Here is a 15,587-nt window from a genome sequence, read left to right as displayed (position 1 = left end):
AAACCCGTGTTATTCGGAGTAGATATGTCAGAACAAAAAATCACCAACGGAGCGGCTGCGCGCGCCCTACTGGGCGACCGGGTACTGCTGGTAGCCATTGGCTTAAGTGCCATCGCCAGCGTTATTTTGGGATTGCAGTTTGTTGATTCAGGCTTGGCGTTAGGCGCTGCTGCGGCGTTGCTGGTTCTGGCGGGGGTGGGGTACTCGGCTGGCAGTGGCAGCCAGGTCAGCCGCTATGTGCTGACCTTTGTGTTGGTGGCGTTCGTTGCGCTTCAAATTCAATTGGCACGGGGCATGCTGGAGCTTCACTTCGGGGTATTCGTGGTGCTGGCTTTTCTGCTGGTGTATCTCGACTGGAAGATCATTGTCTTTGGAGCCGCGCTGATTGCGGTGCACCATGTTGCGTTCGACCGCATGCAGGCGGCCGGTTGGGGCTTCTATTGCACCACGCAAGCAGATTTCATGGTCATCGTGCTGCATGCGGTGTATGTAGTTATTCAGGCTGGCGTGGAGGTGGTGCTGGCAATCAATATGAATCGTGCGGCACAACAAGGCGATGAGCTGGGGCAGTTGGTGGCCAGCGTCAACCGGGCGGACGGTATCTCGCTCAATGTGGCCGGTGTGGTCACCGCGACCGAGGGAGGCAATGCATTGAAGTCCACTTTGAGTCGCATGGAGTTGGCTGTGTCGACCGTGCGTACGGGCGCTTCAGGCATTGAGGTGGCTTGCTCCGAAATTGCCAGCGGCAACCAGGATCTGAGCAACCGAACCGAGCAGACGGCCAGCAACCTGCAGCGCACCGCCAGCAACATGACGGCGTTGACCACCACGGTTCGGCAATCGGCGGAGAGTGCGCGTCAGGCAAACCAGCTGGCCATGAGCGCCAGCGCGGTGGCCGCCAAGGGTGGCGATGTGGTGGCCCAGGTGGTGCAGACCATGCAGGGCATCAATGAGTCGTCGCGCAAGATTTCAGACATCATCAGCGTCATTGATGGCATTGCCTTTCAGACCAATATTCTTGCGCTGAACGCAGCGGTCGAAGCCGCCCGCGCGGGTGAGCAGGGCCGGGGTTTTGCGGTGGTGGCATCCGAGGTGCGATCACTGGCCGGGCGCTCCGCCGAAGCGGCCAAGGAAATCAAGAGCCTCATTGGCGCCAGCGTGGAGCGGGTGGAGCAGGGCACCGTGTTGGTGGGCCAGGCGGGCACCACGATGACCGAGGTGGTGAGCAGCATTCGCCGTGTCACCGACATCATGGGTGAGATCAGTGCGGCTACCAGTGAACAGGCTGCCGGCGTGGCTGAGGTGGGAGAAGCCGTCACGCAGATGGACCAGGCGACCCAACAGAATGCCGCGCTTGTAGAGCAGATGGCAGCCGCTGCCAGCAGCCTGAATTCGCAGGCGCAAGAGCTGGTGCAAACGGTTGCGGTGTTCACTGCGGGCGATGGTCAGGGTGCACAGCAAGGGCAACGCGCACGGCCCAGCTTTCAGGCACCCGTTCGGGCGCAGCCCCCAGTATTCAAAACGACGGCAAAAGCAGTCGCTGCGCCCGCCCGCACGGCCCCAAGAGTGGGGGCGCCCGCGCCGAAACTGGCCGCACCCAAGGCCGCCGCACCCAAGCCTGCGGGCCGAGGTGGCGATGATGATTGGGAAACTTTTTGAATCTAAAACCTGCGCACCATCGGAAGGGGGGCTTTGGCAACAGTGACGCCCGTGTTGTCATTGGAGATTTTCCCTGGTACGAGATGGTCTGGCGCTCGTTGCGCGGCGACTTCAAACCCTTGGCCGAGCCAGCGGGAGGCTATGCGGCATTTGCCCGTGAATGGGTGACACCGGTAGACCACGCGCGCCTCGCGCCGCGGCAAACGGCCCCGGTGATGACCTGGCTGGGGCATGTGTCCATGCTGTTGCAAGTCGGTGGCTTGAACATACTCCTGGACCCCACGCTGGCAGGCTTTGCCGGGCCCTATGGCCGCTTTGGCGCACCGCGCCGGGTACCGGCTCCGCTAACACCCGAGGAACTGCCGCCCATCGACGTGGTACTGATCTCCCACAATCATTACGATCACCTGTGCGACGACACGATTGGGCGGCTTATGGCCGCGGGTCATCAGCCGCGATTCTTTGTACCCCTTGGCCTGAAGCCCTGGTTCGATACGCGCAACATTCCCCACGTGACCGAACTCGACTGGTGGGGCCAGGCGCATATCAACGACGGGTTGCAGTTGCACTTCACGCCATCGCAGCACTGGAGCCGGCGCACACCCTGGGACACCAATGCATCACTATGGGGTGGCTACCTGCTGGAGTGGAACCGCAAAGAGGCGGAGCCCTGGCGGTTTCTGTTCCCCGGCGATACCGGCTACAGCGCCGATTTCAAGGCCATCCGCGCACGGCTGGGCGCGGTGGATTTTCTGGCCCTGCCCATAGGCGCCTATTTGCCGCGTGACTTCATGAAAAACATGCACGTCAACCCGGCCGACGCGGTGCAGCTGATGCTGGACGTGGAAGCCAAACAGGCCATGGGCGTGCACTGGGGCACTTTCATGCTCACGCAAGAGGCGTTTGACCACCCGCCGCGTGATCTGGCCATTGCCCTGCGTGCGCGTGGCTTGCCGCAGGACTCTGTCTGGCTGATGCGCCACGGCGAGACGCGGGCTATTCCGCTGTCCTGAAGTAGTCAGGCCAGCAGTTTCAGCAGCATCCAGAAGAACAGTACCAGCTGAACGCTCCAGAAGCTGGCGCGCACCAGCACATGGAGCTGTCCAACGCCCAGCAAATGAACCGCGGTCTGCCCAACGCGGGCGTACAGCACCCAGGGAGCCAGCAGGGCAATGGCATCCAGCCGACCCATGGCAGCTGCAGCGAGCACGATCACGGCGAACACCGGAAGGTTCTCCAGGCAATTGGCATGTGCGTCCTCTATGCGCTTGACCAGTGCTGCGTCGTCAGCTGGTTTGGCACCCCGCGGCCAGTGATTGATGGGCGTACCGGTGACGAATTTCAGGCCCCGATAGAGAAAGACGGCCGCAATGAGCAGCAATGTCCAAGCGGCAAACCCGAGCAGTGCTTGTAGTGGAGACATGGGGTGGAGTTCCTGCGTAGTTGAAAGTTGGACCTTAACGAATCAGGAAGTTCAGCACTGTCACCCACTTGTCTATGCCACGCGGGGTTTCACCCTGGACGCCGCCAGCTTGGCGTTGGTGCGCGCCACTTCCACATCGGCATCAAACGCCAGCGCCACGCCCATGCGGCGTTTGACAAAGCTTTCGGGCTTGCCAAACAGGCGGATGTCGGAGTTGGGCACTTGCAGGGCGTCGGCCACGCCGTCAAACACAATGCCTTGTGCGTCGACACCGCCGTAGATCACGGCACTGGCGCCGGGGCTGCGCAGCGCGGTGTTCACGGGCAGGCCCAAAATCGCGCGGGCGTGCAGCTCAAACTCGCTTTGCAATTGCGTGCACATCGTCACCATGCCGGTGTCGTGCGGGCGCGGGCTCACTTCGCTGAACCACACCTGGTCGCCCTTGACGAACAGCTCGACACCAAACAGGCCCAAGCCCGTGGATTGGCCGTCCAGGCCCATGCCAAGGTTGTCGGTGACGGCTTTGGAAATTTCTTGTGCGCGCAACAGCGCAGCGGGGTGCATGGGGTGGGGTTGCCAGCTTTCTACATAGTCGCCGTTGACCTGGATATGGCCAATGGGCTCACAGAATTGGGTTTCTACGGAGCCGCTAGCGGCTTTCGCGCGCACGGTCAGCAGGGTGATTTCGTAGTCAAAGTCAATAAAGCCTTCAACAATGATACGGCCATGGCTCACCCGGCCACCGGCCATGGCGTAGTCCCACGCTTTTTGCACGTCGGCCGGGCCGCTGATCTTGCTCTGGCCTTTGCCCGAGCTGCTCATCACCGGCTTGACGATGCAGGGGTAGCCGATGCCCGGCTTGCCGCCCACGCCGTCAATCGCGGCTTGCAGTTCGGCCAGCGAGTCGCAAAATTTATAGGGGCTGGTGGGCAAACCCAGCGTCTCGGCGGCCAGGCGGCGGATACCTTCGCGGTCCATGGTCAGGCGCGCAGCGCGGGCGGTGGGGATCACGCGCACGGTGCCAGCGGCTTCCAGCTGCTCCAGCATGGCGGTGGCGATGGCTTCAATCTCGGGTACCACCAGGTCGGGCTTCTCCGCCTCGATCAGCGCCTTGAGTTGCGCCGGGTCGCTCATGGTGATGGTGCGCGCATGGTGGGCCACTTGCTGGCCGGGCGCGTTCTCGTAGCGGTCCACCGCAATGGTTTCCACGCCCAGGCGCTGCAGCGCAATCAGGACTTCTTTTCCCAGTTCGCCGCTGCCCAGCAGCATGACTTTGGTGGCGTTGGGGGACAGGGGGGTGCCGAGGGTTTTCATATCAAAAGTTCCAAAGGTTCCAAAGGTTCTGTAAGGGTTCTAAAATTTATTTGCGCATCAGCGTGCTCTTGCCAAAGAGCGACTCAATCAGGTCCACCGCCACCTGTGCGGTGCGGTTGCGCTCATCCAGCGCGGGGTTCAGTTCCATCACGTCCAGCGAGGCCAGGCGGCCGGTGTCGGCAATCATCTCCATGCACAACTGCGCCTCGCGGTAGTTGGGGCCGCCGCGCACCGTGGTGCCCACGCCGGGGGCGATGTCGGGGTCCAGAAAATCGACATCAAAGCTCACATGTAAATGGGTGTTGGCATCCACCAGCGCCAGCGCCAACTCCATGGCGGCGCGCATGCCCATCTCGTCGATGTAGCGCATGTCAAATACTTCCAGATCCTGCTCGTGCACAAAGCGTTTTTCGCCTTCGTCCACGCTGCGAATGCCAATCTGGCGAATCCATTTGGCTTGAATGGCAGGTACCTGGCCGCCGATCTCCGTCAGCTCGCGCGGGCCAAAGCCGCACAGGCAGGCCACCGGCATGCCGTGGATGTTGCCGCTGGGGGTGAGGGCGTTGGTGTTGAAGTCGGCATGGGCATCGAGCCACAAAATGCGCAGCTTCTTGCCGGTGTCGCGGCAGTGGCGGGCCACGGCGCTGATTGACCCGATGCCCAGGCAGTGGTCGCCGCCCAGCAAGATGGGCAGACGCCCCGCCGTCAGCTCGGCATACATGGCGTCATGCACCGCCTGGTTCCAGGCAGCTACTTCGGCCAGGTGCCGGTAGCCGTCGACAGGTGGGAGCCAGGGGTTGGCGGGGCCGGCTACGTTGCCCCGGTCCAGCACTTCGAGTCGGTGGCTGCTTAAAACGCTGGCGATGTTGGCCACGCGCAGGGCTTCGGGCCCCATGCTGGCGCCGCGGGTGCCTGCACCAATGTCGGTGGGGGCGCCAATCAGGCTGATTTTGTTGTTCATGGTGAATCGCTAAAAAGGCAAAAACACTCAGTGCGTCTGCAATGTAAAAACCGGCAGGCGTTCGCCCACTTGCACGCCGCGTGCGTTGATCAAAGGCTGGGCGCGCCAAGGTTCCAGTGCGTCGCGCTGCGCGCCGTTCAGCCAGCCCAGTTGGTCCATGACGGCAACGCTGGCGGCAAACAAGGCGGGTTTGTTGGCATCAATGATCTTGATGGCAAAGGCCTCGCCGCGGCTCTTGCTGCCCACCACCTGCACGCCATCTGCGCCGACTTTGCTGACCCAGTCACCGCCACCTGCCTGCATGAACGCCAGGTCGTTGCGGCCCGTGCCACTGACCAGTTCCGGATGGCTGGTCATCGCTTCGCTCAATTGGGCAAAGCTGTTGCCAAATTCGCTGTCGCGCAAGCCACTGGCCAAGCGTGCGTAGCCATAGGCAAGGCGCGCAAGCGGCATGGCGTAGTTGGGTGCCGAGCAGCCGTCAATGCCCATTGGCATGGCGTTTGCCTCCATGCCGACGGCGCGGGCTACATCGCGGCGAATGGCTTGTTGCAGGGGGTGTGCGGGGGCAATGTAGTCTTCCAGCGGCAGACCGTGCTGCACGCAGTGGGCCAAGAAACCGGCATGTTTTCCGCTGCAGTTGTTGTGCAGTTCGTCAAACACGGCACCTGGTGGCGCGGACTGTTCAAAGAAGGTGAATTGCAGTGGCACATGGCAACCACAACGCAATGCGCGGGTGCCGAGACCAGCCTTGCCGAGCATGTCGCCCGCCTGCGTTACGTGCATGTCTTCGCCGTTGTGGCTGGCGCAGAGCATGGCGACCTGAGCGGTCGTGAAACCAAAGTGCTGCGGGCCATTGGCTTCCATAAACGGCAGGGCCTGCAGTGCCTTGAGCGTGGAGCGGGTAAAAGTCAACCAGTTCGGATCACCGGCCTGAGCGACGAGCTTGCCAGCCGTGTTGACCACGGCCACCGATCCAAAATGCTGGTTCTCCAGCGTGCCACCGCGGGTGAGTTCAATCAGGGAAACATGTTGCATACCGGCATTGTCCCGTAATTTGGATTTCCTGCCGTTCTGTCACCGGCTTGACGCCGGGTGTGCCCACCCTGCCGCACAATGCCCGCATGCACCCCATTCGATCCCCCCTGCAGGCCCAGATTGTTCAATGGCTGATAGCCCCCGGCGCAACGGTGAACGCCGGCGATGTCGTCGTGATTCTGGAAGCCATGAAGATGGAGCACGAGGTCCGTGCCGAAGCCGCTGGGCGCATTACCGAGCTGCTGTTTGCTGCGGGCGACATGGTGCACCAAGGTGATTTGCTATGTATTTCGGAGCGGCTCGCGCAGCATCCACGGGGGCTGGAGGCCGAAAATGCTCAAAATAGTGCTGTAGAGGAGCCTGCGCCTGCCCGCGCTGACGCCGCCCAGGATTCTGGCCCTGTAACCGTGCGCGCCGACCTGCAGCGCCTGCAGCAGCGCGAAGCCTTGACCCAGGACGCCAGCCGCCCTGAGGCCGTAGCCAAGCGCCATGCCCTAGGTCTGCGCACCGCGCGCGAAAACATCGCCGACCTGTGCGATGCCGACACCTTCATTGAATACGGCGCTTTGGCCGTCGCTGCCCAGCGCAGCCGCCGCACCGAGGCGGACCTGATTCAGAACACCCCCGCCGATGGCATGGTCACCGGGCTGGGTTGCATCAACGGCGCCCAAGTGGCCGTGATGTCCTACGACGCCACCGTGCTGGCGGGCACGCAAGGCATGCGCAACCACCAGAAGACCGATCGCCTGCTCGGTATCGCCCTGCAAAACAAATTGCCGGTGGTGCTGTTTGCTGAAGGCGGTGGCGGCAGGCCTGGGGATGTGGACATGCCCATCGTGGCGGGGCTCCATGTGGCCACCTTTGCCAGCTATGCGCGGCTCAACGGCCAGGTGCCGGTGGTGGGAATCGTGGCGGGGCGCTGCTTTGCCGGCAACGCCGCGCTGCTGGGTTGCAGCGATGTGATCATCGCCACCCGCTCCAGCAACATCGGCATGGGTGGCCCGGCGATGGTGGAGGGCGGGGGCTTGGGTGTTTTCAAGCCCGAACAGATTGGCCCGGCCAGCGTGCAGCACGGCAATGGGGTGATTGATATTTTGGTGGACGACGAAGCGCAGGCGGTCGCTGCCGCCAAGCACTACCTGTCATTTTTCCAGGGCATGGCCGCCGACTTCACGCCACCGCCCGCCAACGCCCTGCGCGACGTGGTGCCCCAGAACCGGTTGCGTGTGTATGACGCGCGCGTGGCCATGCAAGGCATGGCCGATGTGGGCTCACTGCTGGAACTGCGCACGGGTTTTGGCAAGGGCATTCACACCGCGCTGGCGCGCATTGAAGGCCGTCCGGTCGGCTTGCTGGCCAACAACCCGATGCACCTGGGTGGCGCCATCGACGCCGATGCGGCGGACAAGGCGGCGCGCTTCATGCAACTGTGCAACGCCCACCGCCTGCCCATGGTGAGCCTGGTGGATACCCCGGGGTTCATGGTGGGCCCGGACACCGAGGCCACGGCGCAGGTGCGCCATGTCAGCCGCCTGTTCATTGCCGCTGCGCATTTGCGCGTGCCCTTTTTGAGCGTGGTTCTGCGCAAAGGCTACGGCTTGGGTGCCATGGCCATGACGGCGGGCGGCTTTCATTCCCCGCTGTTCACCGTGGCCTGGCCGACCGGTGAATTTGGCGCCATGGGGCTGGAAGGCGCCGTGCGCCTGGGCTTTCGCAAGGAGCTGGAGGCGGCGTCGGAAGGGTCACAACGCGAGGCACTTTATGACCAGCTGGTGGCACGCCAATATGAAAACGGCAGCGCCATGAACATGGCCGCCACGCTGGAGATTGATGCCGTGATTGACCCGGCGCACACGCGTGCCTGGCTGGTGCGGGGCTTGGAGGCTGGACGGGTGAGCGCCACGGTCGATGGGGGCGGACGCTTCAGCATCGACACCTGGTGAGGCCTGGCGCACGCATGAAAGTTTTCAACACAACCGATACCCGGTCCGCCTTGCCCTTTGACCGTCTGATCGACGCGCTTCGCCGCATGTTTGTGGAAGGCTGCGAAGTGCCGTTGCGCCACACCCACACCCTGACGGCTCCTGATGGCAGTCAGGGTACGGTGTTGATCATGCCGGCATGGCGCCCCGACGGCTATCTGGGAATCAAGACGGTCAACATCTTTCCTGGCAATTCCGCCCGGGGGTTGCCGGGCTTGTTTGCGACGTATGTGCTGTTTGATGCGCGGACCGGCGAACCACTGGCCCAGATGGATGGCAACGAAATCACCTCGCGGCGCACCGCCGCCGCATCGGCACTGGCAGCATCCAGTCTGGCGCGACCCGATTCAAAGCGCCTGCTGGTGGTGGGCGCAGGGCGCGTTGCGGCCCTCATTGCGCACGCCTACCGTCAGGTGTTGCCCATTGAAACGGTTCAGGTGTGGGCCCGTAACCCGGCGCAGGCGGCAGCGCTGGTGGCGCAATGGCGTGCTGCGGGCGTGTCTGCCAGCGTGGCCAGCCACCTGGCCGAGGCGGTTGCACAGGCCGACATCATCAGTTGTGCCACCTTGGCCACCGAGCCCGTCATTCAGGGAAGCTGGCTGCAGGCAGGCAGCCATCTGGACTTGATCGGCAGCTTCACGCCCACCATGCGTGAGGCCGACGATGCCTGCTTCGCAGGCGCCAGACTGTTTGTGGATACCGACGAAGCACTGCTAAAAAGCGGCGACCTGCTCGGGCCTTTGTCCCGTGGTGTCATTTCGAAAACCGATGTGCTTGGCACCTTGGCAGACCTGTGCCGCGGTACGGTGGTGGGGCGCCAGACACCAAGTGAGCGAACCGTTTTCAAGTCGGTCGGTACCGCGCTGGAAGACCTGGGCGCGGCGTCGCTGGTTTTTGAGAGTGACCGACAATAGAGCGCTTCCAAAGACTGAAATACCCATGCAGAAACACGCCGAGGCCCGCGCCGATTCAACGACCCACACACCTGCTGCGCTGGAGCAGCTGCTGGGCCTGTTCACCCTCGAAAGCCTCACGTCCGATCATTTCATCGGGCAAAGCCTGGACCTGGGATTTCGCAACCTGTTTGGCGGGCATATTCTGGGTCAGGCCTTGGTGGCAGCGGGCAATACCTGTGAACAGCGCGATGCGCACTCCCTGCACGCCTATTTCATCCGGGGCGGCGACCCGCTCGCCCCCATTCATTACCACGTGGACCGAATCCGCGACGGCAACACCTTCAGCGTGCGCCGGGTCGTCGCCTCGCAGGGCGAGAAGGCCATTCTCATTTTGTCGGCCTCCTTCCAGGCCGATGAGCAGGGTTTTGAGCACCAGGCGGTGATGCCTGATGTGCCGTCACCCGAGTCGCTGGCGGTGGCTGTCAGGAGTTCGCGCCCGGTTCCGGAGTTGATTCCGTCACAGCCTTCAGCCCGTGTCACCCCGGACCTTGCCATCGAAATCCGCCCGGTGGACCCGGTGGACCACCTCAATCCCGGCAAGTCAGCGCCCAGCCAGCACATCTGGTTTCGTGCAGCCGGCCCGGTAGCGGGCAACCAGGCGCTACACAAGTGTCTGCTCGCCTACGCTTCGGACTTTGGCTTGCTGGGAACGTCCCTGCGCCCGCATGCCGCCAGCTACTACCAGCCGGACATGGTGACTGCCAGTCTGGACCATGCCATGTGGTTTTACGATGACTTCCGGATAGACGACTGGCTGCTGTACGTGTGCGAAAGCCCGGTCGCCGGGCATGCGCGTGGTTTGAACCACGGGAGCATCTTCAGCCGCGACGGGCGGTTGGTCGCCTGCGTCACACAAGAAGGGTTGATCCGTCGGGTTCCGAAGAAGTAAGGGTTTTTTTGTCGTGGGCCATGCCCGCCTGTGACACCTGGGTATGCTTGCCAGGCACGCGCATTTCCGAACAAGGAGTCCCCCATGAAAAAGTCTGTATTGGCCGGGTTGATATTCGCAGCGTTCAGCGTATTCGCCGCAGACACTATCGTGTTTGAGCCGGCCCGCCCTGCGGCCTCCCCCTTGGTCGCCGCGCGCGCGGCCGTGGATGCGAAAGATTGGACAAAGGCCATCGGCCTGCTGAATCAGATGGTGCGGGACGAGCCCCGCAACGCCGATGCCTATAACTTGCTTGGCTACAGCTACCGAAAGCAGGCCCAGCCCAATCTGCCCAAAGCGTTCGAGTGCTACCAGATGGCCCTCAAGCTGAACCCCAATCACAAGGGTGCCCACGAGTACATTGGCGAGGCGTATCTGATGGACAACCAGCCTGACGAGGCGCAGAAGCATCTGGTGCAGTTGGAGAAAATCTGCGGCAGCAAGTCCTGTGAAGAGTACGAAGACCTTGCCAAGGCGCTGGCGAATTTCCGGCTGCAAGCTCCCCGCAAATAACCGCCGAAAAAGCCTGTCATGAAGGTTGGCGGTGCATGCTAAGCTGACTTCCTTGCTTTGAACATCCATAACAACAGGAGATGACGATGCCCGGCCTATTGCCCCAAATTGACCCCGATGGGCTGCTCGAATTTTCGGTGGTGTACACCGACCGGGCCCTGAACCACATGTCCCAGCGCTTTCAGGGCGTGATGAAGGACATCTCCAGCATTCTCAAAGAGGTATACCACGCCCAATCCGCCATTCTGGTGCCCGGTAGCGGTACCTTCGGCATGGAGGCGGTGGCCCGCCAGTTTGCGACCGACAAAAACGTGCTGGTCATTCGCAACGGCTGGTTCAGCTACCGCTGGACGCAGATTTTTGACTTGGGCCGCATTCCGGCGCATTCCACTGTGCTCAAGGCGCGGCGCGTGGGTTCCGAGAAGCAGGCGCCGTGGGTGCCCTGCCAGGTTGAAGATGTGGTTGCCACCATCCTGCACGAAAGGCCTTCGGTGGTGTTCGCACCCCACGTGGAAACCGCAGCGGGCATGATCCTGCCCGACGATTACCTGCGCGCCGTAGCGGATGCGGTGCATTCCGTAGGTGGCCTGCTGGTGCTGGACTGCATTGCATCGGGCGCCATGTGGGTGGATATGGAAGCCACGGGTGTGGACGTGTTGGTGAGCGCGCCGCAAAAAGGCTGGAGCGGATCGCCCTGCTGTGCGATGGTGATGCTGAGTGAGCGCGCCCGCACGGCTATTGACTCCACCACCAGCACCAGCTTTGCCTGTGACCTGAAGAAGTGGCTGCAGATCATGGAGAGCTACGAGGCTGGCGGCCACGCCTACCACGCCACCATGCCTACCGATGCCCTGACGCGCCTGCGCGAAGTGATGCAGGAGACGCGCAACTACGGGTTTGACAAGGTGCGTGCCGAGCAGATGGAGTTGGGCAGCAAGGTGCGTGCGCTGTTTGAAAGCAAGGGCATCCGCAGCGTCGCGGCCCAGGGGTTCCAGGCGCCAGGCGTGGTGGTGAGCTACACCGAAGACCCGGGCGTTCAGTCCAGCAAGAAATTTTTGGGCCAAGGCCTGCAAACGGCCGCCGGCGTGCCGCTGATGTGCGACGAGCCTGCCGACTTCATGACCTTCCGGGTCGGCCTGTTCGGGCTGGAAAAGCTGCACAACGTGGACCGCACCGTGGCCCAGCTCGCCGCTGCGCTGGACCATATCCTCGTCCCCGGCTGATCAGAACCACCGGAAGATCAAGGGCATGAGCACCGAGGCCAGCACGACCTGCAGGCCCAGTGCCAGGCCGGCGTAGGCGCCCGCATCGGCGTTGACCTGCATGGCTCTTGCCGCGCCGATGCCATGGGCGGCCGTGCCGAGGGCAAAGCCCCGCGCGGTCCAGCCGGCGGTATCCATCGGAATGCGCAGAACTCCAAAGAGGTACTTGCCGCTCAGCGCACCCACCAGACCGGTGATGACGGCAAATACGGCGGAAAGCGCCGGTATGCCGCCAATTTTTTCGGCAATGCCCATGGCCACGGGGGCGGTGACCGATTTGGGCGCCAGCGACAACACCACATCAGCGGGCAAATCGAAGGCCCAGCCCAGCGCCAATGCCGAACCGCTAGCCGCAGCGCCCCCAGCCAGAGAGGCGAGCAACAGGCGCCCCCAGCGTTGGCGCAGTTCCGCGCGGCGCTGCCAGAGCGGCCAGCCCAGTGCAACCACGGCTGGGCCCAGCAGGAAGTGGATGAACTGCGCACCGGAGAAATAGGTGGGGTAGGGCACACCGGTGAGCAGCAGCGCGCTGGCGATGAGCACCACACTCCAGAGCACCGGGTTGGCCCACGGTGCCTGGTGTACGCGCGCGTAAAACGCCTGGGCCAATACGTAGACCGCGAGTGTGGCCGTCAGGCCAAACAGGGGTGTGGCGGAAAGGTAGACCCAGAGTTCAACGAAGCGGGGCATCGTCCGCTTTCGGGGAAGGGCTGAGCCTGAACAACACCAGCGCGGTGACGGCCAGTCCGATCCAGGTGGACAACACAATCACCAGCAGCATGCGCCCGCCGTATTGACTGACGAGCGCCAGGTGCGTCATCACGCCCACCCCCACGGGAACAAACAGCAAGGACAGATGGCCCAGCAGAAAGTCGGCACAGGCGGCTATCGGCTCTCGCACCAGAGGCCAGCGCAGGGCCAGCAGCAGTAACACCATGCCCACGACCGGGCCGGGAAACGGGAGGGCCAGACCGCGCGCCAGCAATTCACCGAGTGACTGCAACACCAGCAGCCAGGCCAAGCCGCGCAGGCCGTTCATGGCGGGCTAAAACCGGGGCAGGTCCGGGTGGTTGATCTTGCCCCCGCGTACCAGCATCTTGCCGTACTCGGCACAGCGGTGCAGGGTAGGAATCACCTTGCCGGGGTTGAGCAACTCTTGGGTATCAAACGCGCGCTTGATACCAAACATCTGCGCGTTTTCTTCCGCTGAAAACTGCACGCACATGCTGTTGAGCTTCTCCACGCCCACACCGTGCTCGCCGGTTACGGTGCCGCCCATGGCTACGCTGGTTTCCAGAATATCGGCACCAAACAACTCGCAGCGGTGCATCTGGTCGGGGTCGTTCGCATCAAACAGAATCAGCGGGTGCAGATTGCCGTCGCCCGCATGAAACACGTTGGCGCAGCGCAACTGGTATTTTTTCTCCATCTCCGCAATCGCCAGCAGAATGTCGGCCAGACGCTTGCGGGGAATGGTGGAGTCCATGCACATGTAGTCGGGGCTGATGCGCCCGCTGGCGGGGAAGGCGTTCTTGCGGCCGCTCCAGAAGCGCAGGCGCTCGGCCTCGTTCTGGCTCACGGCGATGGCGGTGGCGCCATAGCGGCGCAGCACGTCGCTCATGCGGCCAATTTCTTCCTCCACCTCTTCCGGTGTGCCATCGCTCTCGCACAGCAAAATGGCCTCGGCCGTCAGGTCGTAGCCCGCGTGCACAAAGTCTTCCACCGCCGCGGTCATGGGCTTGTCCATCATTTCCAGGCCGGCGGGGATGATGCCTTCGGCAATCACCGCGGCCACTGCATCGCCGGCTTTGCGCATGTCGTCAAAGCTGGCCATGATGCAGCGCGCCAGCATGGGTTTGGGGATGAGTTTGACGGTGACTTCCAGCGTGACGGCCAGCATGCCTTCGCTGCCCACCACGATGCTGAGCAGGTCGTAGCCGGGGTTGTCCAGCGCGTCCGATCCAAACGTAATTTCTTCGCCTTCGATGGTCAGGCCACGCACCTTCAGCACGTTGTGCAGTGTCAGCCCGTATTTCAGGCAGTGCACGCCACCCGAGTTTTCGGCCACATTGCCGCCAATGGTGCAGGCGATCTGGCTCGATGGGTCGGGTGCGTAGTACAGCCCATAGGGCGCCGCCGCCTCGCTGATGGCCAGGTTGCGTACGCCGCACTGCACCACCGCCGTGCGGCTGCGTTTGTCGATCTTCACAATCTTGTTGAATCGTGCCAGGGACAGGGTCACGCCCATCTTGTGCGGCATGGCACCGCCCGACAGGCCGGTGCCTGCACCGCGCGCCACTACCGGCACCCCCATGGCATGGCAGGTGCGCAACACGGCCGCCACCTGCGCTTCGGTCTCGGGCAAAACCACCACCAGTGGTCGCTCGCGGTAGGCGGTCAGACCATCGCATTCGTAAGGAGTGGTGTCCTCTGTGTTCCAGAGTAGCGCATGTTTCGGCAAATGGGCCTCTAGCCCCCGTATTACCTGCGCCTGCAGCTCTGCTTTTTGTAGCAAGGAGGCTTCTGAAGAAGTGGTTATTGCATTCATGACGCCACTTTACGGCAAACGGCTCTGTCGTGGCGTGAAGAAACTTATTCGCCCTTGTGAAATTTCCCGGTTCAGATCACCGCTTTTTTCAGCCAGTCGGCAAACGCGGCCACTTCCCAGCGGTCCATCATGCCGGTGCGCCAGCACAGGTAATGGGCATGTGGGCTGGGTATGCTGCGCCCAAACAGTTCGTTGGTGCCCAGGCGAACGAGTGATCCATTCTCCAGCCAGGGGGCTCCCAGCTTGAGGCGAACCAGCGCCACACCCATGCCGGCCGCTGCACAGTCGCACATCAGTCCGATGTCGTTGAACTGCGAACCGTCAATGGGTTCCGGCCAGTCCAGCGCATTGGCCGCAAACCAGGTGCGCCACGGCTCCAGCGGGCTGCGCAGCAAGGGCACGTTCTCCAGATCCTGTGGCACCTCAAACGGACCCCGTTCACGCACAAAGGCAGGTGAGGCCAGTGGTGTCACCTCGTCCTTGGACAGGCATATGTGCTCCATGTCAGCGTAGCGCCCGGCACCAAAGCGAACAACCAGGTCGGCATCTTCGGCCACCACGTCCAGCAAGGGAATGGATACCTGCAGCGTGAGGTCAATCTCGGGGTACGCATCCGTGAACTGGCGCAGCCGCGGAATCAGAATGGAGCGTGCAAAGGTGGGGGTGACGGCAAGTCGCAGCTTGCGCTTGCCCGGCGCTGCGGCTGAGCTGGGGAATTTTTGCAGGATGGCCAAGCCCTGGCGCACATGGGCCAGGTATTCGCTGCCCTCCGTGGTGAGCGAAAAATCAGCGCGACCAAACAGCTTGGTGCCGATGATTTGCTCCAGCTGCTTGACGCGGTGGCTCACGGCGCTGGGCGTGACGCACAGTTCCTCTGAGGCCTGCGTGACGCTGCGCAAGCGGGCCAGGGCCTCAAAGGTCAACAGGCACTGGATGGGGGGAATGCGGGCAGCGGTCATGCGCTCACTATAATCGGCCGCCCCTCCAATCTCTTCACAATCTACCGGGA

Annotated in this window: 15 protein-coding genes; 7 read left to right on the top strand and 8 right to left on the bottom strand. The window is 62.7% G+C overall.

Annotated features, from left to right (window positions below):
• Positions 1 to 24 precede the first annotated feature (24 nt).
• Complete coding sequence (locus tag AC097W_RS06130; protein ID WP_479601604.1) at positions 25 to 1,659, top strand: methyl-accepting chemotaxis protein; 1,635 nt, start codon at positions 25 to 27, stop codon at positions 1,657 to 1,659.
• Positions 1,656 to 2,672, top strand: coding sequence for an MBL fold metallo-hydrolase (locus AC097W_RS06125; RefSeq protein WP_479601603.1), 1,017 nt, complete (start codon positions 1,656 to 1,658; stop codon positions 2,670 to 2,672). The genes AC097W_RS06130 and AC097W_RS06125 overlap by 4 nt, the downstream gene beginning before the upstream one ends.
• Before the next feature lie 5 nt (positions 2,673 to 2,677).
• Here the strand turns inward: AC097W_RS06125 and AC097W_RS06120 are convergent, their stop codons facing one another.
• The 4 genes from AC097W_RS06120 to AC097W_RS06105 all read right to left on the bottom strand — a co-directional run bounded on the left by AC097W_RS06120 (position 2,678) and on the right by AC097W_RS06105 (position 6,392).
• Positions 2,678 to 3,082: an MAPEG family protein gene (locus AC097W_RS06120; protein ID WP_479601602.1), complete on the bottom strand. Its 405-nt coding sequence runs from the start codon at positions 3,080 to 3,082 to the stop codon at positions 2,678 to 2,680.
• Positions 3,083 to 3,154: 72 nt separating this feature from the next.
• Positions 3,155 to 4,396, bottom strand: a complete 1,242-nt coding sequence (gene purT, locus AC097W_RS06115; RefSeq protein ID WP_479601601.1) for a formate-dependent phosphoribosylglycinamide formyltransferase — start codon at positions 4,394 to 4,396, stop codon at positions 3,155 to 3,157.
• A 46-nt stretch (positions 4,397 to 4,442) separates the two neighbouring features.
• A complete protein-coding gene (gene rocF, locus AC097W_RS06110; RefSeq protein ID WP_479601600.1) occupies positions 4,443 to 5,357 on the bottom strand; it encodes an arginase in 915 nt (304 codons plus the stop codon).
• A 27-nt stretch (positions 5,358 to 5,384) separates the two neighbouring features.
• Positions 5,385 to 6,392, bottom strand: a complete 1,008-nt coding sequence (locus AC097W_RS06105) for an asparaginase (protein ID WP_479601599.1) — start codon at positions 6,390 to 6,392, stop codon at positions 5,385 to 5,387.
• Between the two features lie 95 nt (positions 6,393 to 6,487).
• Between AC097W_RS06105 and AC097W_RS06100 the strand changes: the two genes are divergently transcribed.
• From AC097W_RS06100 to AC097W_RS06080, 5 genes are all read left to right on the top strand, one after another.
• Complete coding sequence (locus tag AC097W_RS06100; protein ID WP_479602069.1) at positions 6,488 to 8,335, top strand: carboxyl transferase domain-containing protein; 1,848 nt, start codon at positions 6,488 to 6,490, stop codon at positions 8,333 to 8,335.
• A 14-nt stretch (positions 8,336 to 8,349) separates the two neighbouring features.
• The gene (gene lhpI, locus AC097W_RS06095) at positions 8,350 to 9,288 is read left to right on the top strand and encodes a bifunctional Delta(1)-pyrroline-2-carboxylate/Delta(1)-piperideine-2-carboxylate reductase (RefSeq protein ID WP_479601598.1); all 939 of its coding nucleotides are present in this window, start codon (positions 8,350 to 8,352) and stop codon (positions 9,286 to 9,288) included.
• 25 nt (positions 9,289 to 9,313) lie between these two features.
• Entirely contained in the window at positions 9,314 to 10,219 is a 906-nt protein-coding gene (locus tag AC097W_RS06090) for an acyl-CoA thioesterase (RefSeq protein ID WP_479601597.1), read from the top strand.
• A gap of 84 nt (positions 10,220 to 10,303) precedes the next feature.
• Positions 10,304 to 10,771, top strand: coding sequence for a tetratricopeptide repeat protein (locus AC097W_RS06085; protein ID WP_479601596.1), 468 nt, complete (start codon positions 10,304 to 10,306; stop codon positions 10,769 to 10,771).
• An 86-nt stretch (positions 10,772 to 10,857) separates the two neighbouring features.
• Positions 10,858 to 11,994 (top strand): aminotransferase class V-fold PLP-dependent enzyme, encoded by a 1,137-nt coding sequence (locus AC097W_RS06080; protein ID WP_479601595.1) that lies wholly within the window; start codon positions 10,858 to 10,860, stop codon positions 11,992 to 11,994.
• Here the strand turns inward: AC097W_RS06080 and AC097W_RS06075 are convergent, their stop codons facing one another.
• The 4 genes from AC097W_RS06075 to AC097W_RS06060 form a co-directional block, all read right to left on the bottom strand.
• Entirely contained in the window at positions 11,995 to 12,720 is a 726-nt protein-coding gene (locus AC097W_RS06075) for an LrgB family protein (protein ID WP_479601594.1), read from the bottom strand.
• Positions 12,704 to 13,069, bottom strand: coding sequence for a CidA/LrgA family protein (locus tag AC097W_RS06070; protein WP_479601593.1), 366 nt, complete (start codon positions 13,067 to 13,069; stop codon positions 12,704 to 12,706). Before AC097W_RS06070 ends, AC097W_RS06075 begins: the two co-directional genes overlap by 17 nt.
• A gap of 6 nt (positions 13,070 to 13,075) precedes the next feature.
• Positions 13,076 to 14,578 (bottom strand): FAD-linked oxidase C-terminal domain-containing protein, encoded by a 1,503-nt coding sequence (locus AC097W_RS06065; protein ID WP_479601592.1) that lies wholly within the window; start codon positions 14,576 to 14,578, stop codon positions 13,076 to 13,078.
• Positions 14,579 to 14,649: 71 nt separating this feature from the next.
• Positions 14,650 to 15,537: a LysR substrate-binding domain-containing protein gene (locus tag AC097W_RS06060; protein ID WP_479601591.1), complete on the bottom strand. Its 888-nt coding sequence runs from the start codon at positions 15,535 to 15,537 to the stop codon at positions 14,650 to 14,652.
• Positions 15,538 to 15,587: the final 50 nt, after the last annotated feature.

The organism is Rhodoferax sp. GT1R46 (assembly GCF_056521285.1).
Note: the sequence above shows the minus strand (reverse complement) of the source record. Positions and strands in the feature narration are given on the sequence as shown.